16 protein-coding genes are annotated in these 22,992 nt (G+C 71.5%); 10 read left to right on the forward strand and 6 right to left on the reverse strand.

Annotation, left to right across the window (positions count from 1 at the left end):
- Positions 1–241 precede the first annotated feature (241 nt).
- From ACFWI9_RS01675 to ACFWI9_RS01700, 6 genes are all read right to left on the reverse strand, one after another.
- Positions 242–1,171, reverse strand: a complete 930-nt coding sequence (locus tag ACFWI9_RS01675; protein ID WP_387158233.1) for a fatty acid desaturase family protein — start codon at positions 1,169–1,171, stop codon at positions 242–244.
- Positions 1,172–1,277: 106 nt separating this feature from the next.
- The gene (locus ACFWI9_RS01680) at positions 1,278–2,543 is read right to left on the reverse strand and encodes a lysine N(6)-hydroxylase/L-ornithine N(5)-oxygenase family protein (protein ID WP_387158235.1); all 1,266 of its coding nucleotides are present in this window, start codon (positions 2,541–2,543) and stop codon (positions 1,278–1,280) included.
- Positions 2,544–2,605: 62 nt separating this feature from the next.
- Entirely contained in the window at positions 2,606–3,814 is a 1,209-nt protein-coding gene (locus ACFWI9_RS01685) for an acetyl-CoA carboxylase biotin carboxylase subunit family protein (RefSeq protein ID WP_387158236.1), read from the reverse strand.
- On the reverse strand, positions 3,814–4,581 hold the full coding sequence (locus ACFWI9_RS01690) for a hypothetical protein (RefSeq protein WP_387158238.1): 768 nt from the start codon (positions 4,579–4,581) through the stop codon (positions 3,814–3,816). The genes ACFWI9_RS01685 and ACFWI9_RS01690 overlap by 1 nt, the downstream gene beginning before the upstream one ends.
- Positions 4,575–5,801, reverse strand: coding sequence for an argininosuccinate synthase-related protein (locus tag ACFWI9_RS01695; protein WP_387158240.1), 1,227 nt, complete (start codon positions 5,799–5,801; stop codon positions 4,575–4,577). Before ACFWI9_RS01695 ends, ACFWI9_RS01690 begins: the two co-directional genes overlap by 7 nt.
- 148 nt (positions 5,802–5,949) lie before the next feature.
- A complete protein-coding gene (locus ACFWI9_RS01700) occupies positions 5,950–7,230 on the reverse strand; it encodes a hypothetical protein (protein WP_387158241.1) in 1,281 nt (426 codons plus the stop codon).
- Positions 7,231–7,656: 426 nt separating this feature from the next.
- Here ACFWI9_RS01700 and gpmI point away from each other — a divergent pair, with 426 nt between their 5' ends.
- The 10 genes from gpmI to ACFWI9_RS01750 all read left to right on the forward strand — a co-directional run bounded on the left by gpmI (position 7,657) and on the right by ACFWI9_RS01750 (position 22,752).
- Complete coding sequence (gene gpmI / locus ACFWI9_RS01705) at positions 7,657–9,126, forward strand: 2,3-bisphosphoglycerate-independent phosphoglycerate mutase (protein ID WP_387158242.1); 1,470 nt, start codon at positions 7,657–7,659, stop codon at positions 9,124–9,126.
- A 10-nt stretch (positions 9,127–9,136) separates the two neighbouring features.
- Positions 9,137–9,979 (forward strand): TauD/TfdA family dioxygenase, encoded by an 843-nt coding sequence (locus tag ACFWI9_RS01710; protein WP_387158244.1) that lies wholly within the window; start codon positions 9,137–9,139, stop codon positions 9,977–9,979.
- Positions 9,980–10,105: 126 nt separating this feature from the next.
- The gene (locus ACFWI9_RS01715) at positions 10,106–10,963 is read left to right on the forward strand and encodes an isocitrate lyase/phosphoenolpyruvate mutase family protein (protein WP_387158246.1); all 858 of its coding nucleotides are present in this window, start codon (positions 10,106–10,108) and stop codon (positions 10,961–10,963) included.
- Positions 10,960–12,078 carry a phosphonopyruvate decarboxylase gene (gene aepY / locus ACFWI9_RS01720; RefSeq protein ID WP_387158248.1) on the forward strand — a complete coding sequence of 373 codons (1,119 nt, stop codon included), beginning with the start codon at positions 10,960–10,962 and terminating at the stop codon, positions 12,076–12,078. The genes ACFWI9_RS01715 and aepY overlap by 4 nt, the downstream gene beginning before the upstream one ends.
- A complete protein-coding gene (locus tag ACFWI9_RS01725; protein WP_387158250.1) occupies positions 12,068–13,219 on the forward strand; it encodes a phosphonoacetaldehyde reductase in 1,152 nt (383 codons plus the stop codon). Before aepY ends, ACFWI9_RS01725 begins: the two co-directional genes overlap by 11 nt.
- Positions 13,220–13,236: 17 nt before the next feature.
- Complete coding sequence (locus tag ACFWI9_RS01730) at positions 13,237–18,342, forward strand: amino acid adenylation domain-containing protein (protein WP_387158252.1); 5,106 nt, start codon at positions 13,237–13,239, stop codon at positions 18,340–18,342.
- Positions 18,343–18,380: 38 nt separating this feature from the next.
- Positions 18,381–19,634: a biotin carboxylase N-terminal domain-containing protein gene (locus ACFWI9_RS01735; protein WP_387158254.1), complete on the forward strand. Its 1,254-nt coding sequence runs from the start codon at positions 18,381–18,383 to the stop codon at positions 19,632–19,634.
- Positions 19,635–19,692: 58 nt separating this feature from the next.
- Entirely contained in the window at positions 19,693–20,583 is an 891-nt protein-coding gene (locus ACFWI9_RS01740; protein ID WP_387158256.1) for a hypothetical protein, read from the forward strand.
- The gene (locus ACFWI9_RS01745; RefSeq protein WP_387158258.1) at positions 20,580–21,797 is read left to right on the forward strand and encodes an MFS transporter; all 1,218 of its coding nucleotides are present in this window, start codon (positions 20,580–20,582) and stop codon (positions 21,795–21,797) included. The genes ACFWI9_RS01740 and ACFWI9_RS01745 overlap by 4 nt, the downstream gene beginning before the upstream one ends.
- Complete coding sequence (locus ACFWI9_RS01750) at positions 21,784–22,752, forward strand: hypothetical protein (protein WP_387158260.1); 969 nt, start codon at positions 21,784–21,786, stop codon at positions 22,750–22,752. The genes ACFWI9_RS01745 and ACFWI9_RS01750 overlap by 14 nt, the downstream gene beginning before the upstream one ends.
- The last annotated feature ends 240 nt before the right edge of the window (positions 22,753–22,992 follow it).

The raw sequence follows: 22,992 nt of genomic DNA on the forward strand, positions 1-22,992 counted from the left end.
GCGGTGTCTGAACCGTTGCGCATCGTCCCTGGCCGCGTGGCCGGCCTACGCCTTCATCCGGACCTCGACGGATTCGCCGACCCGGCTGGTGCACCCGGCGGCGTCCGCGCGCCCGCCGGGTTGCGAACGGCGGATCCGCTCGGACGACCGGGTCGGGGCATGCCTTCGGACCCGGTGGCGCCGGCCCCGTCGCGGAGGACGGGGGCGTACCGGGCCCGAAGGGTGGGGTGGGGGGTGGCTGTCAGGCCGTGCGGTGGCGGGTGTTGCGGTGGGCCTCGCGGGCCACCTTCAGGTAAAAGGCCACGTAGCTCTGCTCGGTGTGGGTGGCCAGTTCGCGGGCCAAGGGGTGGCGTTCGGCGAGGCGGTTGATGGGTACGACCATGGCGGCGTGGTGCTCGACGTGGAAGTTGTTGCCGTTGGTGTACCACTGGCTGAACCAACTGCCGCTGATCGTACGGGTGTTGCGCAGAACGTCCGTGCTGCTGGTGTCGCACAGCACGTGCTCCGGCAGTTCCAGCAGGAAGTGGATCGGGATCGATATGAGGAGGGGTATCGTCCACAGGACGAGTACCGCGCGGCCGTAGCCGGCGAAGCCGAGGGCCACGGCGGCCGCGATGGCCAGGGCGAAGAGGCGGTACTCCGCGATGATCTGCTTCCTCGGGCGGTCGCCGATCTTGCCGCGGGTGTAGGTCCACGTGCCCGCGCAGCTCTTGACGACGTCGACGGCGACCTGGAACAGGCGCTTTGGGCTCAGCGTGCTGCGCAGTAGGGCGCCCCACGTCAGCGGCTTGCGCGTGTCGAAGCCGAAGAACTCCGAATCGTGCGGCGTGCCCAGGTACTTGTGGTGCTGGAGGTGCTGGACGCGGTAGTGGCTGTAGGCGGTCAGCAGGGGCAGCCCCAGCGCGATGCCGACCGGCCGGTGCAAGCCGCTGCGCCGGAACGACGAATGGTGCAGGCACTGGTGCTGGAGCTCGACCATGTGCGTGTAGATCGCCGCGAGCAGGAACACGCCGACGGATGTGCCGAGCCACCCGCAGGTCAGGGTCAGGAATCCGCCGAAGACACCGATGGCCCCCGCGACCACCAGTTTCAGGACGAAGACCGTCTCGTCGGTCTGCGAGACTCTTGTCCGCTCGAACAAAGGCTTGACTGCCGCGTTGCTGGTGGTCATGATCCCCTCGTTGGATTGGTCGTCCGGCTCGACGCATGGGTGGCTCCCCTGGCCGGGCAGGCGGCCGGATCGGCGCACTGCCCGGGCGGGACACCGGAGCCGAAAATTACTGCCAGGCCACCGTGGTCGTGGTGTTGTCGACGCGGTGAATCTCGCAGCCGGCAATCGAGTTCAGGATGCGGGCGCTGCGCCACGACGCCAGGCTGAGCAGGCTGTCGGCGATTCCGTGTGTGCGCTCCGCGAGGCCCTGGATGTAGATCTTCAGGTCCTCGGGGCCGTCGAAGTCGATGGTGTAGTCCGGGCGGATGGCGAAGTCGCCGTCGACGAGCCGCAGCCGGTCGTGCAGCGGCTTGAGGTACTCCGGGATGCCCCGCCGGTACCCGGTGCAGAAGATCACCAGGTCGACCGGGAGCCTCTGCACCGAGTCGTGGTTGACGTCGAGCAGCTCCGCGACGTAGTGGGAGCCGTCCCGCTCCAGGCCGACGGCCCGGCGCGACGGCAGGAGGCAGTGCCGCATCTGCGAGTCCAGCACCATGTCGAGGTGGTACAGACGGCGGTAGACCGACGTGAGGAGCTCGTCGGTGATCCCGTCGCCGCCCGCGTCCTTCTGCTCGCGCAGGATCTCGGCACGGCGCCGGTCGGAGAGGCCGTTGAAGTAGTCGACGAAGGGCGCCGCGAACCACTCGTTGGTGAACGGGGAGTCGTCCAGGGGCTGGAAGCCGATCCGGCCCGACGTCCAGGTGAGGGAGGACGGCAGCGCGTTCTCGTCGGAGAGCAGGTGGCTGACGACCTCGGCGCCGCTCTGGCCCGCGCCCACGACCAGGACCCGGCGGCCCTTCCACTCGGGGCGGACCGCGGTCAGCTTGCTGCTGTGCAGGACCGAGTCGCTCGCGAACGGCTTGGCGAAGTCCGGCAGGTGGGGTTCGGATCCCGAACCCAGGACGAGGGTACGGGTCGTACGGACATCACCGCCCGGCGAGGTGACCTCGAAGCCCTCACCGGACAGGGTCACCGACTCCACGGGGGTGCCGAAGCGGACGGACGGCAGCTGCGCCGCGGCCCACTGGAAGTACTGCTCGAACTCGCGGCGCGAGCAGCCGAGGCCGTTGGCCTCCAGGAACCGGAACGCCCGCCCGTCCTGCACGAGGAAGTTCAGGAACGAGAACCGGCTCGTCGGATCGACCAGCGTGACCAGGTCCCGGAAGAAGGTCACGGTGAGCTGGGAGTCGGGGAGCATGAGCCCGGGGTGCCACCGGAACTCCGGCTTCGCCTCGAGGAACTCGGCGGTCAGCTCGGTCACGGGGGCGGCCAGCGCGGCGAGGCTCAAGTTCGCCGGGCCCACACCGATGCCGAGGAAATCAAAGTCGGTCATTGCTCGTCTTTCGTCCAGAGAGGGATCGTGCTGGCACTGCGCTGGGGGAGTCCCGTACCGCCTCAGCGGCGGTAGGTCTCCTCGACGCGCGCGATGCGACGCAGGAGCTCCGCGTCGTCGGGGGCCTTGACCACATAGGCGTCGAGGAAGTCGGTGGAGTGGCGGACGCCGCCGCGTCCGTTCCCCGCCCCCCGGTGGCCGATGTGCTCCACGATGCCCAGGTCCGCGAACTCGGCTGGGTCGACGCCGAGTTCGTCGCTGCCGCCCGGGTAGAAGGCGATGAATCCGCAGGTCCCGCCGGTCTCGGAGGCCGGGGCGGGGCCCAGGGAGATGTCGAGACCGGTGTCCAGTCTGATCTGGGTCTCGACGATGTTGAACCCGTACTGCCACTGGATCACCGGCGGGATGATGCCGCCCGGCGGCCGGCCCGCGACCTCGCAGAAGACGAGTTCGTCGGCGGGGGTGTGGAACAGCTCCAGGTGGGCGGTGCCGTCCTGGAGGCCCAGGCCCCTGAGGACGGCCGTGTTGAGCTCGTTGATGCGCTGCTGCAGCTCGCCCTCGCGGACGAGTACGGTGCCGAAAATGCCGCCGGGCGAGTAGCCTGCCGGATCCGCGAGGTACTTCCCGACGCTGGTGAAGAGGATCTCGCCGTCCTTGACGACCGAGTCGCAGTGGTAGATCTGGCCGGTGACGAAGTCCTCGATCTCGTAGTGGGACCCGGACAGGTCCAGGCCGGCCACCAGCGTACGGGCCTCCTCCAGCGTGTCGACCATGTAGAGGTCCTTGGCGGCCAGCCCCAGGCGGCTCTTGATGACCTTCCGCCCGGTGCTCCAGTCGACGTTCTCCAGGTCCGCGGCGCTGTCGAGGGCGGAGAACCCGGGCACCTTCGCCGCCCCGCAGGCGCGGACCGCCTCCTTCATGACCACCTTGTCGCGGAAGCGGGTGGCGGTGGCGTGGCCCATGCCCGGCAGGGAGAACTTGGTCCGCAGCTCGGCGGCCAGCAGGACGGCCCGCTCGTGCACGGCGATGACGCGGTCGATGCGGTGGTTGCGCAGCGTCCATTCGCAGATCGCCCGCCAGCGGTCCTCCTCCTCCGCGTCACACAGCGACACGTGGGCGAGCGGATGGTCGGCGAGACCCGCGACGCCGCCGTGGAACTGGTTGCGCGTCACCAGGTGGATGTCGACCTCGTCGGTCGGCAGGATGTAGGTGCCGCCCCGGTTGAAGTGCGCGTACGGGTGCTTGTTGATGAACAGTGCGGTGGGAGTCATCAGGCGCTCGTCTCCAGGCTCCGGTCGGACACCGTGCAGTGGGCCTCCCGGAGGCCGAGGGGCCAGCCGAGGGCCCAGCGGGTCAGGTCGATCCCGGTCGCGCGGCGCACCAGCGCCGCCTCATCGGGGCTGCCGGGATACGGGCGGGTGGCGATCACGTGGACCGCGTCGCCGGACACCCGGGCGCGGGTGCGGGAGGGCCCGTTCAGCAGGCCGGCGCCGTCGAGGTGGGAGCCGAGTGCCGCCGCGGCGGCGACCTGCTCGTGCGGGGTTAGCGGCGGCTCGGCCTGCGCCGCGGACGCGGTGGGCCGCGGTGTCACGGCCAGCAGCCGGTGGTCGCCGTCCATGGAGAAGGCGTGCAGGATCACCTCGCGGCCGGCCGGCCCGGTGGCGGTGGGGGACACGCCGGCCAGCCCGGCGAGCACCTCGGGCCGGAGGCCCGGGGTGCCGAGGAGCGCGCCCGCCAGGGCGGCCGCCCCCAGCCCCGCTGCGCTGAGCGAGACGACCGCGGTGGGGGCCAGCGGGGCCAGTACGTCCGTGACGAAGCCCGGGAACAGCTCACCGGTGAAGTCGACCGAGTAGTAGCCGGACTGGTCGTCGACCAGGTCCGGTACAGGGGAGCCCGGCTGCTGGACGAACACGGTGTGGCAGCCGAGCGCGTGCGCGGTACGCGCGGTGGGCACGTCGGAGTCGATGACCACGAGGCGCCGGCCCGAGAGGTCCGGGCCCGGCACCGTCAGGCTGGTGGTGTGCTGGACGTCTACCATTGCGCGATTCCGATCCGGTCGTCCGGGCTACCGCCGCAGTGCGACAGCTCCTGCCTGACGGAGACTTCCTCCCAGTCCTCCCTGCTGCGGACGTACCGGGGGTCCGCCGCGACGATGGAGCTCGTGGCGAGCCGCCCGTCCGCGAGCCGCCAGGTGACCGTGCCGGTGAGGGCGGAGCTGAGCCGGCCGATGAACGCCTCGCTGGCCGCCCGCAGTTCGCCGAACCAGCGGCCCTCCAGGGCCTCGCGCACCCAAATCTGCTCGATGTGGAGCTTCTCGCGGAGGGTCTCGGAGTCGAGCACCGCGGTTTCCAGGTGGCGGCGGGAGGCGAGCAGCAGCCTGGCGGCAGGCATCTCGCGCACCTCCAGGACCTTCACGCCGCCCGGCAGGTGCTCCAGGCCGGTGTAGCGGCCGAGGCCGTGGGCGCCCACGGTCCGGTTCAGCTGCTCGATGATGTCGATGAGGGGCAGTTCGCGGCCGTTCACGGACACCGGTACGCCGGCACGGAAGCCGACCTCGACGTACTCCGCCGACACGGGGGCGTCGCGCCGCGCGGTCCAGCGGTAGTACTCCTCCGGGACGTCGTGGTCCTCGGGGTCGTCGAGCACGCCGGACTCGAACTCACGGCACCACAGGTTGGAGTCGCCGCTGACGGAGCGTTCGGCCATCTGGTCCAGCCCGATGGACTGGAGCTCCTTTTTCTTCTGCTCCCGGCTCACCGGTTCCAGGTCGTACGGGCTGCCGAACTCACCTTCGAAGCCGAGGAGTTCGAGCGCGCCGTTGATGCGCTGCAGGGTGTTCTGCGAGCGGTTGGCAGTATGCAGGATGAGGGGGGCACCCAGTTCCCGGGCCACGCCGACCGCGGTCTCGGCGATCAGTGGGCGGCTCAGCGAGGAGCTGATCGGGTGCGTGTCCAGGTAGATGGCGTGCGCGGCGATGGCGGGCCGGACGAACTCGTCGACGAAGCGCGTCCGCGCGTCGATCGCGTGCAGGCGCACCCCGAGGGTGTCGGCGATCTGCTGGATCTCGGCAGGCTCTTCGTCGCTGCCCAGGCCCACGCTCACGGCATGTACCTCGGTGGCTCCGGCCTGGACCAGCCTGTGCAGGAGGTAGGTGCTGTCCAGGCCGCCGCTGAACAGGGTGACGACGGGGCGTCGCACGTCGATGGTGTGGTGAGTGATGTCGCGAAAGGAGCGGACTCTCCTTCGACTTGTCTTCACACTGGCCGTCCTTATGGTTCTGCTGGTGTTGAGTAGCGATGAGGGTGTCGCCAGCCGCCGTCCGGACCGCGGCGCCGCGTCGGGACCGGGCGGGCCGGGACCGGGAGGGCCGGGATGGCGCCGGGCCCGCCGGGCCCGGCACGTTGGGTCAGGCCCTGGCGGCCTCCGCGGCAGGACCCTCCAGGCAGTCGCGCAGGAAGGAGAGCTTGGAGTAGAAGGTGCGCTCGGTGGTGATGCCCTGGTCGGCGAGGTACCGCTCGACGAGGGAGGTGAGCCGGTCCATGTCGGCGTCGATGGTCGTCGCGTCCATGCCGGCGTGGCGGCGGGTCTCCAGGTACTCCATCTCGACCTGCTTCAGCTTGCGGCCGGCGTGGTCCGGGACGGTGACCTCGTCCGTCTCGATGCCGAAGCAGTGACCGGTGGCGAGGGACTGGACGTTGACGTCGAACCGGGTACGGCGGAAGCTTGGCAGCTGGCGCACCGTCAGGCCCGGGTACGTGCGCGCCAGGTACCCCTCGAAGTCGCCGTCCTCGACCTCCACGCCCTTCACGAAGGACTCCTCGCGGCGCAGCGCGTCCGCGGGGAACTTCTTGATCTTGAGCTGGTAACGGCTGTCCGGGTTCGCCTGGAACGCTATGTGACCGATTTCACCGGCCGGTGCCAGCACCTCGAAGTTGTGCTGGACGAAGTGCCAGCGGGTGAGTTCGTAGCCGGGATCGGTGATGAATCCGGGGAACTCGCCGCGGTCGACCGCGCCCCATACCCGCTTGCTCAGGTCCCAGATGGACACCTCGTCGAGCAGGTTCAGCTTCTGCTCGATCTCGATACCTGATTCGGGGTTGAGGTACGCGGTGTTCTCGATGCGCACGTAATCCTGCAGGCAATCGGCGGCGGCGAGTGCGCGGTGTGTGAGTTCGGCGATACCCGTGCTCGCCGCGTGCGCGAATTGTGTCACTCTTGTGAAGAGCGTGCCGATGCTGCGGACGCGTGCACACACGAGGACTTCCGTGTACGACTCCTCGGGCCTGGTGTGCGTACGCAGAACAAGGAGAGCGCCCAGTGCCGAAAGGCCGGCCTCGGAAATTTCCGGATCCTTTGCCTCCGGTATTCCGGTCGCCCGCAGATACTCCTCGAACTCTGCCGTGAACGCGGTTGCCGCCCAGGAGGCGAGCGGCTCGGTCGGCGGTGCGAGGGTCAGCTCCGCGCCCGCCCCGGTCAGCACGGTGACCGTTCTGGTGGCCGTGTCCTCCCTGCGGAGGAACTCCATCGCAGCAGGTCCGCCGCCCTTCTCGGGGGCGAGCTCGGCCACCAGGACCGGCGCGCCGGGCGTGGCCGCCATCGAGTACTGGTGCGCGGCGTCGACGAAGACGAGGTGCCTGGCGACGGGCGCGCCGTGAGGTCCGTCACTGTGGTTCAACTGCGCGGTCAAGGAAGCTCCTAGAGCAGTACGCGGGGCATGAGGGAGGTGCGCGTCAATCGCGGGCGACCGCTCGGGGTGAATCGCCCTGAAGGGAATTGACGGCACCGGGATTTCGCAACGGAGGCGGGCCCGAAGGGGTGCACTGTGGCGACGAGGGAAAAGCAGCCGGGGATCGGAAGTCCAGCCGCACGGCCACCAAGATGATCAGTGGCAGATTTAAGCAGTGTCTGGTTTGGCCGTCAACTGCTCCCTGCTTCCTTTCGATTTCACCGACCCCGCCGGAAAATGGGGTAATTTATGGGTGTGGGTGGAAATTTCCCCCCGCGGTGAACATGGAATTAACCTCCTTGACGTCCGGCGATCAATCACGCAGGCTTGGCTGGAGATCTTGCTGGAACCGCACCAACGGTTCAGATCGACATACGGGGGCAGTGCATGGATGGCGCGAATCCGCGCGTTCTTTTGCTGGTGCTGGACGGTTTTGGATGGGCCCCAGAGGGCCCCCATAATCCGCTGTTGGAAGCTCATATTCCTTTTATCTCGGCACTGGCCGAGCAATCCCCTCCGGCCCTGCTCGAGGCGTCGGGGGAAGTGGTCGGCCTGCCGGCCGGTCAGGTGGGCAACTCCGAGGTGGGGCACCTCACGATCGGTGCGGGGAGAACCATCCCGCAGGCGGCCGTCGTGATCGACCGGACCATCGCGGGCGACGGATTCCGCAGCAGACCGGAGCTGGCCTCGGTCTTCGAGAGAGCGATCGGGTCGAGATCCGCGGTGCACGTCATCGGCATCGCCTCGACCGGCGGCGCGCACGGCCACGTCGATCACATCGCGGCCGTGCTGGACCTGGCCGAGGAGTTCGGCTGGTCGGACCGCACCTACGTCCACGCCGTCAGCGACGGGCGGGATGTTCCTGCTCGCAGTGTGATTGAAGATGTGTCAGGTCTGGTGAAACGCGGCGCCCGGCTGGCCACGGTCGTCGGGCGGTCCTTCGCCATGGACCGCTCTGGGCGCACCGAGAGAACCGCGGCGGTCGTCGCCGCGCTGACCGGGGACGGGCCCGCACCCGTGCCGGACTGGCGTGCCGCCGTGCGGGAGCAGTACGACGGCGGGGCGACCGACGAGAACCTGCTGCCCGTCGTGCTCGACGCGCCCAGGATCGCGCCCGGCGACGAGATCGTCATGACCAACTTCCGCCCTGACGGCCTGCGTCAACTCGCCGTCGTGCTGGCAGGATCCGGTCACTCCCTCACCACCATGACGAAGTACAGTGACGACATCGCGGTACCGGTGGTGTTCGATCCGGGCCGACTGGAGGGTACGCTGGCGCAGGCGGTTGCCGCTGCTGGTCTGAAGCAGCTGCACGTGGCCGAACGGGAGAAGTTCGGGCACGTCACGTATCTCCTCAACGGCTACACCCAGGACCTTGAACCGGGTGAGCGGCACGTCCTTGTGGAGAGCCGGACCGACGTTCCCTCGTTCGACCAGGCCCCGGAGATGTCGGCCCGCAGTATCACCGATGAGCTGCTGGCTGAAATCAGCACGGGCGAAGCCCAGTTGATGGTCGCCAACCTCGCCAATGTCGACACCGTGGGACACACCGGCAACTACGACGCCGTACGCCGGGCCGCCGAGACCGTCGACGGGTGCGTGGCCGAGCTTGCGGCCGCCGCGCGCGAGCACGGCGTGTTCATGGTGATCACCGCAGATCATGGCAACGCGGAGCGCATGCGCGAGGAGGACGGCGCCACGCCCCACACGCGGCACACGACCAACCGTGTACCCCTGTGGGTGCTGGGGGCCGGCCGCGAACCGGCCCGGTCCGGCGACCTCCGCGACATCGCACCGACCTGCCTCCACCTCCTGGGCATCGACTCTCCGAAAGCGATGTCCGGTCGAGTTCTTTGAAGGACGTTTCATGGCAAGGCACAACGTGTTCGACGCGGTCAGCTTTCCCGTCCCGCCGGAACTGACCCGGGACGCCCCCCACGACGTACTCGCCGCCGAACTGCGGCCGCACGCCGAACGCTGTCTGGACGGTGACCCCGGCTACTTCGTGCTCACCGGACTGGGGCATCTCGACCTCGAAGGCCACCGCGCCTTCGCCCTCGCCGCCTCCGCGGCCCTGGGCGAGCTGCTACCGCAGGACGGCGCCGGCACCCTGCTGCGCGAAGTCCGCTACCGTGGCGTGGAGTTGGGCGAGGGATCGACCGGCCGCTACTCCGACTCCCGGACCGGCGGGAACCTGCACACCGACTCCCCCCACCGCCCCGGTCCGGTACCCGACTACTTCGCCCTCAGCTGCGTCCACCAGGCCGCCGTCGGAGGCGACCTCGTACTCGTCCGGCTGGCCGACATCGTCGAGCGGCTCGCGTCGCGGCCCGACGTCCTCGAAACCCTGCGCACCCCCGTCCACTTCGACACCCGGGACGACACTCCCGGCGTCCCGCGGACGGTCCTCCGGCCGGTCCTGGACTCCCGTAACGGCAGCGACCGCGTGCACTACCTGCGGGAGTACATCGACATCGGCCACCGTCAGCCCGGAATCCAGCCGCTGACGCCCGAGCAGGTCCACGCGCTCGACACGCTGGATGCCCTGCTCGACTCGCCCGAGCTGCGGTCCCAGGGCCGGCTCCAGGAGGGCGAGATGATCTTCATCGACAACCGGTGGACCCTGCACGGCAGGGTGGAGTTCCGCGACCTCGACGGCGGTCACCAGCGGCTGATGCTGCGCACCTGGATCGCCGCCCAGGACTCCTGACCCACCGGATCACCCCGCACGAGCCTTTCCCGCCCGGCCGCGCTGTGCGCGCCGCGCGGTACTTCCCTGCCCGCCGGGACCGCACGGCGCCCTTCGGCGTCCCCGGCATGCCCAGAAGGAGTAGCGTTGCCCGCTCATCGTACGTCGTTCCGCGAACTGATGGCCCGTGGCGAACTCGTCCGCGCCGCCGGTGCCCACGACGCCCTCGGCTCCACGCTCGCCCAGCAGGCCGGCTTCCAGGCGGTATGGGCGTCGAGCCTGGAGGTCTCCGCCTCCCGCTGCCTGCCCGACGCCAGCGTCCTGACCATGACCGAGTACCTCGCCGCCGCGGCCAACATGCAGAAGGCGGTCGACATCCCCGTCGTCGCCGACGTGGACACCGGCTACGGCAACAACCTCAACGTGGCGCACATGGTCCACGAGTACGAGGCCGCCGGCATCACCGCGGTGGCCATGGAGGACAAGCTCTACCCCAAGGTCAACAGCTTCGCCTCCGCGGCGCAGACCCTGCTGCCGATCCCGGACTTCGTCAGCAAGATCGAGACCGCCAAGTCAGCCCAGCGCACCGAGGACTTCTTCCTCATCGCTCGCTGCGAGGCACTCATCAACCAGATGGGCGTCGACGAGGCCCTGACCCGGTGCAACGCCTACGCGGACGCCGGCGCGGACGCCATCCTGATCCACTCCAAGAAGCGCGACGAGGGCGAGATCGTCGCGTTCCTCGAGGCCTGGGACGGCCGCCGGCCCGTCGTCATCGTGCCGACCACCTACCCGCAGTGGAGCGCGGCCGAGGCCGAGAAGCACGGCGTCTCCATGGTGATCTACGCCAACCAGGGCCTGCGGGCTACGGTCCAGGCCCTGCGGGACACGTTCACGGCCATCGTCGCCGAGGGCAGTTCCCTGGGCGTCGAGGACGAGATCGCGCCCGTCTCGGACGTCTTCGCCCTGCAGAACCTCGGCGATTGGCTGGCGCTCGAGAAATGATCTCCAACGACGAATTCTGCGCGGCCCTCAAGGACCGCGGCTTCGACTTCGTGGCCGGTGTGCCGTGCTCGTTCTTCAGCGGCCCCATCGACCAGCTGACGCGCGACGGGCTGTACCTCGCCGCGTCCAACGAGGGCGCTGCGCTGGCCGCCGCCGCCGGCGCCACGGTCGCCGGGCACCGCTCGGCGGTCATCGCCCAGAACTCGGGGCTCGGCAACCTCATCAACCCGCTGACTTCGCTGGCGCAGACCTACGAGATCCCCGTCCTGGTGTTCATGAGCCTGCGCGGCTGGCCGGACCCCACCAAGGACGAACCGCAGCACGCCGTGATGGGCACCGCCACGCACCAGCTCCTGGACGCCGTGGGCATCGCGCACGTGACCGTGCCGGCCACCGCGGACGCGCGGGCGTTCGGCGCGGCGCTCGACCGCGCCGTGGCGGAGATGGCCGAGCGCCGGACTGTGTTCGTGCTCACCGAGAAGGGCGCCATCGCCAAGCACGAGACCCCGGTCGCGGACCCGGGCGGCGGCCTCAGCCGCCTGGAGGTGCTCAGGGCGATCGAACCCGTGGTCGCCGAGGCCGCCGTCATCTCGACGACTGGCTACACCTCCCGGGAGCTCTTCGGTGCCACCGGCTCCAAGGAGCACTTCTACATGCAGGGTTCGATGGGCCACGCGGCCGCGTTCGGCCTCGGGGTGGCCCTGCGCACCCCCGAAAAGCCCGTGGTCGTCCTCGACGGCGACGGCGCGGCCATCATGCACATGGGCACCATGTCGTCCGTGGGTGCCTCGGCCCCCGCCAACCTCGTCCACCTCGTGTTCGACAACGGCACGTACGAGTCGACCGGCGGCCAGGCCACCACGTCCCACGTCACCGACTTCGCGGCGGTCGCCTTCGGCTCGGGCTACGCCACGGCGCGGACCTGCCGTACCCTCGACGAGGTCGTGGACGGCCTGGCCACCGCGCTCCGCGAGACCGGCCCGCACCTGCTGCACGTCCACGTGGCCGGCACTGGCACGTCCTTCTCCCGCGCGACGGCGGCGATGACCACCCGGGACATCCGGGACGGTTTCGCGGGCCGGCTGGGTGTCCAGGAGCCCTCCCTTGACGCCTGACACGCGCGGGGACGACACCGTTCCGGTGACCTTCGGGGCTGGCGCGGTCCGCGAACTGGACGCGCTGATCGAGCAGTCCGGCGCCCGCCGGGTGCTGGTCGTGGCCACCGAGAGCGGACTGGCGCGGACCGGGTTCGAGCACTGGCTGGACGCCCCCAGCCATCGGCTCTTCGCGGACTTCCGGCCGAACCCCGACCTGGCGGACGTACTCGCCGGCTGCGCCCTGCGCGACAGCTGGCGGCCCGACCTCGTCGTGGGTCTGGGCGGCGGCAGCGCCATGGACGTGGCCAAACTGGTGCGCGGGCTGCCCGCCGGGCGCGACGCGGCCCTCGCCTGCCTCACGGGCGGCGAGGGCCCCGTCGCCACCGACGTGGGCGGGCTCCTGCTGGTGCCCACCACCAGCGGTACGGGCAGCGAGGTCACGCGGTTCGCCACCGTCTTCGACGGAGAGCGCAAGTACTCCTTCGACCACCCCCTGGCCGCCGCCACGCGGTCCGTGATCGATCCGGAGCTCACCGCCAGCTGCCCGGCGGACGTCCTGACCAGCTGTGCGATGGACGCCCTCTGCCACGCCGTCGAGTCGCTGTGGGCCCGGAGGTCGGATCCGGGCTCCCGGGCCCACGCGCTCGACGCGCTGCGCGGCCTGGCAGGGCCGCTCGGCGACGGGCTGAAGGACACGTCGGCGCCGGTGCGCGAGGAGCTCGCCCGCTGCTCACTAGCCGCGGGTCGGGCGATCAACATCACCCGCACCACGGCCGCGCACGCCTTCGCGTACCGGCTCACCCGCCGATACGGCGTCCCGCACGGGGTCGCCTGCCTGCTCAACCTCCAGTGGCTGTACGGCTACAACCTCGAGCGAGCCGGGACGCACGGCGACGACGAGCGCGGGGCGGCCCACGTCCACGCCCAGCTGGAGGCCGTGGCCGCCGCCTGGGGCGTCGAGCCGCGAGGGGTGCCGGAGCGGCTCGGCCGACTGCTGTCGGACCTGGGCTGGTCCCCGCGGCTGTCCGACTACGGGGTATCCGCCGAGGACCTCCCGGAGCAGGTCGAGGCGGGCCTGGGGTCGACGGCACGGGCCGACAACAACCCCGTGCGCCTCGACGGCGCGCTGGTACTGCGGGCCCTGCGCGAGATCCACTGATTCATGAGGAGACGGGCGTGAAGAAGGCAGCTCCCTATGGGACGTGGAACTCCCCCATTTCGGCCGAGGACGTCAGCGCCACGGACAGCCACCCCAACTGGCCGGGCTTCGTCGGCGACGAGATCTGGTGGTCGGAGCGGCTGCCCCACGAGGGTGGCCGTACGACACTCATGCGGCGCACCGCCGACGCGGCCGAGGCGCGCAGCGTCCTGCCTGCGCCCTGGAACGTGCGCAGCAGGGTGATGGAGTACGGCGGCCGGGCCTGGGCCGGGAAGCAGACGGCGGACGGCCCCCTGGTCGTCTTCGTCCGGGCCGAGGACCAGCGCCTCTACCGGTTCGAACCCGAAGCAGCCGGCGCGGTTCCGCAGCCCCTCACGCCCGTCTCAGGAGTCTCCCTCAGCCAGTGCTTCGCCGACCCGGTCCTGGCGCCGCGCACCGTCGCCGCGTGTTCGGCGGGGGAGGTGTGGTGCGTACGCGAGACCACTGGGCCCGACGGGGTGCCGCGGCGCGACCTGGTGGCGGTGCCGCTGGACGGCTCCGCCTCCGAGGACGCCGCCGCGATCCGCCCGCTGGCCGGCGGGCACGATTTCCTGACCGGCCCCCAGGTGTCCCCCGACGGCCGGCACGTCGCCTGGATCGCCTGGGATCACCCGGACATGCCGTGGGACGCCAGCCGGGTCCGGGTGGCGGCCGTCAGCCCCGACGGCACGCTGGCCGTGCTCGACGGCGTTGCGCCGCGCCCCACGGACAGAGCAGATAGAGCAGGCAGAGCGGACACGGCAGCGGATACGGCAGACACGGCCCGCACGCAGGATACGCCAGAGTCGGTGGCGCAGGTGGTCTGGACGGACGACGGCGCGCTGTACGCCCTGACGGACCGGCCGGGCTGGTGGAACGTCCACCGCGTGCCGCTCGACGGCGGCGTGCCCGTCAACGTGTGCCCGCGCCAAGAGGAGTTCGGCGGGGCGCTGACCAAGCTGGGCCTGACCTGGTGCGCATCGCTGGAGGGCGGGCTGCTGGCCGTCCTGCACGGTACGCACGCGTTGACCCTCTCGATCCTCGACCCAGCCACCGGCGAACTGTGCGCACTGCCCTGTCCGTTCACGGAGTGGGAGCCGCTGCTGGCCAGCCATGGCCGCCGGCTGGTCGCCATCGGCGCCAGCGCGGTGGCCGACTTCACGACCGTGTGCTTCGACACCCGCGCCGGCACCTACGCCACCCTGTCGGTGCCCCGGGCCACGGCCGACCCGGAGCTTCTGCCCCGGCCCGAGGCCAGGTCGTTCGAGGGACCGGACGGCCGCGAGGTCCACGCCGTGGTCTTCCCGCCGCGCCACCCCGACGTTGAAGGGCCGGCCGGCGAGATCCCCCCGTACGTCGTGTTCGCCCACAGTGGTCCCACCAGCCGCTTCCCCATGGCCTACGACCTTCAGGTCGCCTACTTCACCAGCCGCGGCATCGGTGTCGTCGGGGTCAACTACGGCGGCTCCACCGGCTACGGCCGGCAGTACCGCGAACGGCTGCGACACGCGTGGGGCGTCACCGACGTGGCGGACTGCGCGGCGGTCGCCCGCGGGCTCGCCGCCGAGGGCACCGCCGACCCAGCGCGGCTGGCCATCCGCGGCGCGAGTGCGGGCGGTTGGACCGCGGCGGTCTCCCTGACCGCCACGGACACGTACTGCTGCGCCGCCCTGTACTACCCCGTCTTGGACCCGGTGTCCTGGCGGGAGTCCCAGAACGGCGGCTTCGAGGCCTTCTACCTCGACACGCTCATCGGCCCGTGGCCGCAGGCCCGGGAACGGTACCTGGTCCGCTCCCCGGCGCACTCCGCCGACCGGGTCGAGGCGCCCTTCCTGCTCTTCCAGGGCAGCGCGGACCCGATCTGCCCGCCGTCGCAGGCCGAGCGCTTCCTGGCGGGCGTACGGCCAGGGGCGGCGCCCCACCGGCACGTGGTGTTCGAGGGCGAGCGGCACGGATTCAAGCGCGGTGCCACCATCATCGAATGCATCGAGGCGGAACTGACCATGTACAAGCAGGCGTTCGGGGTCGCCGCGGGCGGTGCGCCGGGGCCGGCAGAGCCGGAACCCGGCTTGGCAGCGCCGGAGTTGGTGCACGAGCTGGTGCGGTCCCAGGCGCTGCGCGCTCCCGGACGCGTCGCGGTGCGGGACGCCGACGGCCCCTGCACGTACGCCGAACTGCTGGCCCGCGCCGAGGAACTGGGCGAACGGCTGCGGGCGGCGGGGGTCCGGGCCGGCGACCGGGTCGGCATCCACCTCGACAGGTCCCGGGACCTGGTGGCCGGCATGCTCGCCGTCCTCCTGAGCGGCGGCTCCTACCTGCCGCTCGACCCGGAGTACCCGGAGGGCCGGCTGTCGTTCATGATCGACGACGCCCGGCCCGCGGCGCTGCTCACCCGGCTCGGGCTGAACGTGCCCCCGCACGGGACGGACCAGCGGCTGGTGTGCGTGGACGGGGAGCCGGCGGGGAGCGGTGCGGCCCCCGCCGCCCGGCGCCCGGCAGCCGTGACTCCGGACGACGCCGCGTTCGTCATCTACACCTCGGGTTCCACCGGTACGCCCAAGGGCGCCGTGCTGCCGCACCGGGGCATCGCCAACATCCTCCGGCACAGCCTCGCCGAGTTCGGCTTCGGCGCGGACGACGCGGTGCTCGCCCTGGCCCCGGTGTCCTTCGACTTCGCCCAGCTGGAGATCCTGCTGCCGCTGGTCGCCGGCGGCGCCGTACACCTGGTCGACCGCGCCGTGGCCCGGGACCCGGAGCTGCTGGACGCGGCGCTGACCGCCAGCGGCGCCACCTTCGTCATGGGCACGCCCTCCATGTTCGCGGCCCTGACGGCCTCGGGCTGGCGGCCCGGGAGCCGGCTGTCGATCGTCTCGGGCGGGGAGGCCCTGACCGGCTCGCTAGCCGCCGCGCTGGCCGGTGCGGGCGCACTGTGGAACATCTACGGGCCCACCGAGACCTCGGTCTACTCCCTCTGCGAGCGGGTCGGCGCCGACGCGGCAGGTGACATCACCCTCGGCCGGCCCGTGGGCAACACGGTCGTGGAGATCCTGCGGGGCGGCGAGCGCTGCGCCGACGGCGAGACCGGCGAGATCCACATCGGTGGCCACGGCCTGGCCGCCGGCTACCTCGACCGGCCCGACCTGACCGAACAGCGTTTCATCGCCGACCCGTTCCGCCCCGGCGGCCGCCTCTACCGCACCGGCGACCTGGCCAGGCGCCGACCCGACGGGCGGATCGCCTACGAGGGCCGCAACGACGACCAGGTCAAGATCCGCGGCCACCGGGTCGAGCTCGGCGAGGTGGAGGAGCGGCTCCGCGGCCACGACGGGGTCCGCGCCGCCGCCGTGGTGGCGGAGCGGGCCCACCACTCCCTGCGCCTGGTCGCCTACGTCGTCCTCGCCGAGGGCACTGACACCGCCAGCCTGCGCGCGCACCTCGCCCGGTCGCTGCCCGCCTACGCCCTGCCCTCCCGGTTCGTCGCCCTCGACGAGATCCCGCTGAGCCCGAACGGCAAGACTGACCACCGGGCGCTGCGCGAACTCGGCGGCCCCGCGGCCGCCGAGAGCCCGGAACTGGCCGGCATCTGGCGCGACGTCCTGGGCGCGGCGACGGTTGAGGACACCGACAACTTCTTCGACATCGGCGGTGACAGCCTCAGCGCCATGGAGGTCGTCGTCCGGGCCCGCCAGGGCGGCATCCCCATCCGCCCCGCCGACCTCTACGGCACCGCCACGCTCGGCGAACTGGTGGCGCTCGCCGCGGAGCGACGCGCCGCCGCGCCCGCCGACCCGGCACCCGCCGCCGACCTGCCGCCGGCCTTGTCACCGGCCCAGCACCGCTTTCTGGACTGGGGATACCGGGAGTCCGACCACTACAACGTCTCCGTCCTCCTCGACGCGGACGGCACCGTCGACCGGGCGACCCTGGGCACCGCCCTGGGCCTGCTGGCCGACCGCCACCCGGCGCTGCGGCTGCGCCTGACCGGGCCCGCGGACGCGCCCGAGGCCGTCACGGACCCCGCGCCGCCGGTACCGCTGTCCTGGCACGAGCTGCCGCCGGGCACCGAGGCGGAGGAAGACGAGGCGTTCCTGGCGGAGGCCGACCGCCTGCAGCGTTCCCTCAGCCTGCGCGAGGGCCCCGTCTGGCGGGCCGCCGTGTTCGCCGGCCGCCGCGGCCACCGACTGCTGCTGGTCTTCCACCACCTGGTCACCGACGGCATGTCCCGCAAGATCCTCACCCGCGACCTCGGGACGCTGTACGACCAGGTGGCCGCGGGCCGCACCTCCGGGCTCCCGGCGGCCGTGTCCTGGGCCGCGCACGCCGGCACCCTGCGCCGCTTCGCCAACGGCCCACTGGACCGGCACTTCCTGCGCCGCTGGGAGGCGCTGCCCTGGGACGCCCTGCGCCCGCTGCCAGCCGACCGGCCCACCGGCAGCATGCACCTGCGCCACATCAGGTCCTTCGCCACCACGGTGGCCCCGGCCGCCGGGGCCGGCCCGGCCGAGCAAGAGGAACTGCTCGTCCTCGCGCTGGTGATGGCCGTCACCGCGGAGACCGATGCCCGCGCCACGGCCGTCGACGTGTGCCGGCACGGCCGCACCGACCCGACCGGCGGACCCGGCTTCCCCGACACCGTCGGATGGCTCAACAGCATCGCCCCCTACGTGCTGGCACTGCCCGAGCACAGCGGTCGGAGCGGGCAGAACGGCCCGGAAGCGGACGCCACCGTAGCCGCAGCGCTGCGCCGGCAGATCGGCGAGATCCGCGACATGGAGCAGACCTGGGGCGCGCTGCGCCACCTGCACGACGACCCCGCCGTCCGCCACCGGCTCTGCGTCCTGCCCGAGCCGGACGTCTACCTCAACTTCCTCGGTCACCGCATGAACGGCCTTGGCCCGAGCGGACCGTTCCGGGCCCGCGCCGGGGCGGTGGGCACCGAGATGACCACGGACCGCACCCAGCCCTACGCGGTGAAGCTCTACGCGCAGTACGTCCCGGCAGGCCTGGAGCTGTCCTGGCAGTTCAGCTCCGACGTGCACGACGAGGAACGGATCCGGCGCGTCGCCCGGGCGACCGAGCAGTGGATGGAACGGCTTTCCCCTTGACCCAGACCGCCGGGCGGCCCGTCCGGCCAGGAGATCACATGCAGCACATACTCATCGCCAACCGCGCTGCCATCGCGGTGCGCGCCGCACGGACCTGCCGATCGCTGGGCCTGGAGACGACCGCGCTGTGCGCCGCGACGGACACCCAGGACACCCACGCGGCGTGGGCCCACCACACCGTCCTCGTCGAGGGGTACGGCCTGCCCGACACCTACGACAGCGCCGAGCGGGTGCTCTACGCGGTACGGCGCAGCGGCGTCGACTGCGTGTACCCCGGATACGGGTCGCTCGCCGAGAACGCCGACTTCGTCGCCGGCCTGGAGGCCCTGGGCGTGACCTTCGTGGGCCCCTCGGCCGCGGCCCTGCGCCTGGCGGGCAGCAAGGCGGCGGCGGTGGAGGCCGCGCACCGCATCGGTGTGCCCGTCCTCCCGCACGCCTCGGCCCGCGGCCGCGACGAGGTCCTGGCCCGGGTCCGGGAGGTCGGCCTGCCCGCCGTGCTCAAGCCGGAATACGGCTACGGCGGCCAGGAGGTTTGCATCGCTCGCTCGGCCGAGGACGTCGAACGCGCCCTCGTGGCAGGCGGGGCGGACACGTCCTGGTACATCGAGAAGTACCTGACCGTGAACCGGGTCATCGGTGTGACCCTCGCCGTGGACCACCACGGCACCGTGATCCCGCTGGGCGAGCGGGAGAGCCTGCTGGTCGCGGACGGGCTCAAGCTCCTGGAGGCCTCTCCCGTCCAGGGCGTCGGCGCCGACACCCTGGCGGCGCTTCGCGCGGACGCGGCCCGGGTGGCGGAGGCGTTCGGCCTGCGCAACGTGATGACGGTGGAGTTCATCGTCGGCCCGGACCGCTACTACTTCCTGGAGGTCAACGGGCGGCTGCCGCTGGCGTACCAGATGTCCGAGCGGCAGACCGGCGTCGACCTGGTCGGACTCCAGCTGCGCATCGCCCGCGGCGAGCACATCTCCCCGGACGACGTCCGCGTGGACCGCGCCCGGCACTGCCTGGAGGCCCGCCTCTTCACGCACCCCCAGGAGCTGGCCGACTTCCCGGAGGTCGGCCAGCTCGACCACTTCGAGCTGGCGGACACCGAGGGGGTCTCGTACGCGTGGTCGGTGGACCCGCAGCGGCCCGTCACCTACGAACTCATCCTCGCCCAGGCCCTGGCCGACGGCACCGACCGGCCCGCGGCGGCGCGCCTGGTCCGCAAGGCGCTGGAGGCCTCCCGCGTCGACGGACTGCGCTGCTACGTGGAGGAGATCACCCAGCGGCTGAACGACGAGTGCTGAGCCGCCCCCACCCGGAGCACACCGACCCCCCCCCAGTGGAACACCAGGAGAGCAGAACATGCAGCAGGGATTGACCGTTGCCTTCCTCGGCATCGACGGCATCGGCAAGAGCACGCTGTGCCGTGCCTTCGAGGAGCGCCTGCGGGAGGCGGGCCAGGAAGTCGTGACCGTCAGCTGGCGCGCCGCGCTGGAGGAGACCGCCGCGCCCTGGCCGGCCGTACCCCTCCAGCAGCTGTGGCTGGAGTCCTTCCGCACCCTGTACGGCGCAGGGCTGCGCGACGACCGCCCGCTGGACATCCCGCGCGGCTACGACGAGTGGCGCGACAAGGACTGGGAGCGCCGCCTGGCCGCCGAGCCGGTCATGCGGAACAGGGCCTCGGGCGCCTTGGCCGCGGCGTTCGTGGAGATCGCCGGCAACGTCCTGCTGGCGGCGGAGGTCACCCGCCCGGCGCTCGCCCGGGGTGCGGTCGTCGTCCAGGAGTCCTTCCCCCTCAAGCACGTCCTGAAGGAACTCGCGGTGGCCGAACGGCTGGCCGCCGAGGGACAGGGCGACCCGGCGGCGGCCCCGGTCGGCGAGCTGGCTCGCGCGCTGCGGGGCATGCTCGACCTCGTCTTCGGTTCCGGGCTGCTGAAGCCGGACGTGGGCATCCTGGTGGACGGCCCGTCTGCGTACGCCTACCGGTGGCGCACCGCTCAGAACGGCGCGGTCGGAGCGCTGGAGGACTACGGCGTGGCGGGTGAGCGGAGCGAGGAGTCGTTCAGCCGCATGCAGGACGAGACGGCCGCCCTGTTCCGGGAGTACGCGGACACCTCGGGCTGGATCGTGCACCAGGTTGACGACGCCGGAGTCGAGGCGAACACCCGGCGCGGCCTGGACGCGCTGTGCGCCCACCCGGCGCTGGCCGCGCGGCTGTCCGCGCCGGCCGGCGGCGGAGTGGACGCCCGATGACGGACGGCACCGCCGCGTCGGACCGGCGGGTGCTGCGCGCCCTGCTCGGCTCGACCATGCTGTCCAAGGTCGCCGACTGGCAGCTGGGCATCGTCATCCCGCTGGCCGTGCTCGGCGCGACGGACTCGGTCGCCATGTCGCTCGTCTCGTTCGCCATGCGCGGCGTGATGTATGTCGGATCCCCCTTCCTCGGCGCGCTCATCGACCGCTACGACAAGCGGGCGATCTACGTGCTGTCCCAGCTGCAGCAGGCCGCGTGCCTGGTGCTGCTGGCCGGTCTGCTGTCCGATCAGGTGGCGGTGGCCGGCCTGCTGCTGCTCTCCGGCATCGGCGGAGTCGCGAGCACCATCACCGGCCAGTTCGTCCTGATCCCCCGGCTGATCAGTGAGCCAGGCCGGCCCGTGGCGGTGGCCAAACTGAACTCGACGATCGAGTTCTCGAAGGTCATCGGCCTGGTCCTGGGCGGGGCGGCGTTCTCCGCGCTGGGCGCAATCCCGGCGGCCCTGTGCATCGCGGGGCTGTACCTGCTCGCCGGGGCGACGGCCCTGCTGTTGCCGAAGGTCCCGTCGGACCACGGGAAGATGGACCTCCGCCGCGATCTCGCGATCGGGTTCCGCTGGGTCGGCAAGCGGGAGATCCTCTGGCTCGTGGTGACCATGTCGATGACCAACCTGGCCATCGGCCAGCTCGAACCGGCCCTGATCACCGAGTTCGGGCAGCGGGACATGAACACCACCGTCATCTCGGGCGTCCTCGCGGTCGGGTTGCTCATGGGCGCGGTGGCCAGCCGGCTGGCGCCGGCCATCCTGCCCGCAGCGGGCCCCGAACGCCGGATCCTGGCCTGCCAGTTGATCGCGTTCGCCGGACTCGCACTCGTCTCGGTCCCCAACGTGCCGGTGAAACTGGCCGGGTTCATGATCGAGTGCTTCGCCGTCGCCGTGAGCAACGTCGCCTCCATCACCTACCGGCAGGAGACGATCCCGGTCGAGATCGCCGGCCGGGCCAACGCGACCATCCGGATGTTCATCACCGGGGCCACGCCCCTGTCGGGCTTCCTCTACGCCTGGGCGAGCCGCTTCGAGGGCTTCCGCTTCTGGCTGCCCTCGCTGTGCATCTGGGTGGTCTCGATCGCCATCTGGGCCGTGTACACACGCCAGGCGGGGCGGATCGCGGTCGCGACCCCTCGGGAAGGAGCCCTCAGTGGAGATCGCTGAGCAGGACGGACTGGTCATCGCGACGCTGGACCGGGCCGAGGCCGAACGCCGGGCCTGGCGGGAGGCCGACGTGCCGCTGGACATCGCCAGGCTCGCCGACTCGGAGGAGGCCGACGACAACGTCCTCGCCGAACTCGGCTTCACGGCCCGCCCGCACTGGGTGAACTGGTGCGCCCCCGTACGGTCCTCCGAGGCGGAGTACACGGCCACGCTCTCCGGCACCGAGCGGCGCAACGTCCGGCTGGGGCGCCGGGTCATCCTCGACGAGTCGCTGCGGCTCGTGGTCCAGGAGGGCCTGACCGAGGAGCTCATGGACGACTTCCTGGACGTCTACGACGCCCAGATCGCCGGCATGCCACGCGGGAGGAACTTCGCGCGCGCCCGGCGGGAGCGGCTGCTGGACGCGGCCGCGGAGCACATCGGAGTCAGCGTCTACGCGGGCCCGACCATGGTCGCCGGGTCCCTCTGGCGGGTCCGGCCCGAGCCCTCGGTGCTCCAGATGCGCTTCTCTGCGTCCGCCCCGGACGCCCGGTCGGGCCGGGTGCTGCGGGCCGTGTACGCCGAGGCGCTGGAGTTCGCCCGCGGCCGGGGCCTGGCCCACGCCTCGCTCGGCAACGACCCGTCGCTCTTCGGGCACGTGGTCCAGCCCGGCCTGTTCAACTTCAAGAGCCGGTTCGGCTTCACCCCCGTGCCCTCGCAGGTCCTCGACCCCCACCTGGGCGGGGAGCACGCGGACCGGTTCCTGAGCCTGCGGTCCCTGGCGGACCCGACCCTCGTCGTCGCCTCCGGCGGGTACCGCGGCACGTCACCGGCCCTGCCCGAGGCCCTGTCGGCACGCGGCCACGACCTGCTCCTGCTGTCGGGGAACCCCGCCGAAGAGGCGGCGGCCGGCTTCCTCACCGGGGTGTTCCGGAACGTCTCGGTCCTGCCGGTACTGGCGGGCGCGGCGGACTGACCCCGGGGCCGCGCCCGAAGCCCCCTCGGCCACGCCTGCCCGGGACCGAAGTCCGCGGGAAGATGGCCCGGCTGTGAGGGCGTCATGTGCCCGGATTTTCGCACCATGCAAGTCGCAGAAGGGGGTCCGTCCCACTTTTGCGTCACCGGTGTCGACCAGGCGTACGGCGGCTGCGAGATGTGCGGGTGTGACGTCCTTGAGGGCCTCCATCCGTATCAGCTGGTGGCCGTCCGTCGTCTG

Origin of the sequence: Streptomyces sp. NPDC127084 (genome assembly GCF_042724175.1) — a bacterium.
In the GTDB taxonomy this organism is placed as follows: Bacteria; Actinomycetota; Actinomycetes; order Streptomycetales; family Streptomycetaceae; genus Streptomyces.

Bases quoted from the DNA above. Each gene is read 5' to 3' on its own strand.
- ACFWI9_RS01735 (WP_387158254.1), top strand. From the start codon at position 18,381: ATGCAGCACATACTCATCGCCAACCGCGCTGCCATCGCGGTGCGCGCC.
- ACFWI9_RS01675 (WP_387158233.1), bottom strand. From the start codon at position 1,171: ATGACCACCAGCAACGCGGCAGTCAAGCCTTTGTTCGAGCGGACAAGA.
- ACFWI9_RS01740 (WP_387158256.1), top strand. From the start codon at position 19,693: ATGCAGCAGGGATTGACCGTTGCCTTCCTCGGCATCGACGGCATCGGC.
- aepY (WP_387158248.1), top strand. From the start codon at position 10,960: ATGATCTCCAACGACGAATTCTGCGCGGCCCTCAAGGACCGCGGCTTC.
- ACFWI9_RS01745 (WP_387158258.1), top strand. From the start codon at position 20,580: ATGACGGACGGCACCGCCGCGTCGGACCGGCGGGTGCTGCGCGCCCTG.
- ACFWI9_RS01680 (WP_387158235.1), bottom strand. From the start codon at position 2,543: ATGACCGACTTTGATTTCCTCGGCATCGGTGTGGGCCCGGCGAACTTG.
- ACFWI9_RS01690 (WP_387158238.1), bottom strand. From the start codon at position 4,581: ATGGTAGACGTCCAGCACACCACCAGCCTGACGGTGCCGGGCCCGGAC.
- ACFWI9_RS01710 (WP_387158244.1), top strand. From the start codon at position 9,137: ATGGCAAGGCACAACGTGTTCGACGCGGTCAGCTTTCCCGTCCCGCCG.
- gpmI (WP_387158242.1), top strand. From the start codon at position 7,657: ATGGATGGCGCGAATCCGCGCGTTCTTTTGCTGGTGCTGGACGGTTTT.
- ACFWI9_RS01685 (WP_387158236.1), bottom strand. From the start codon at position 3,814: ATGACTCCCACCGCACTGTTCATCAACAAGCACCCGTACGCGCACTTC.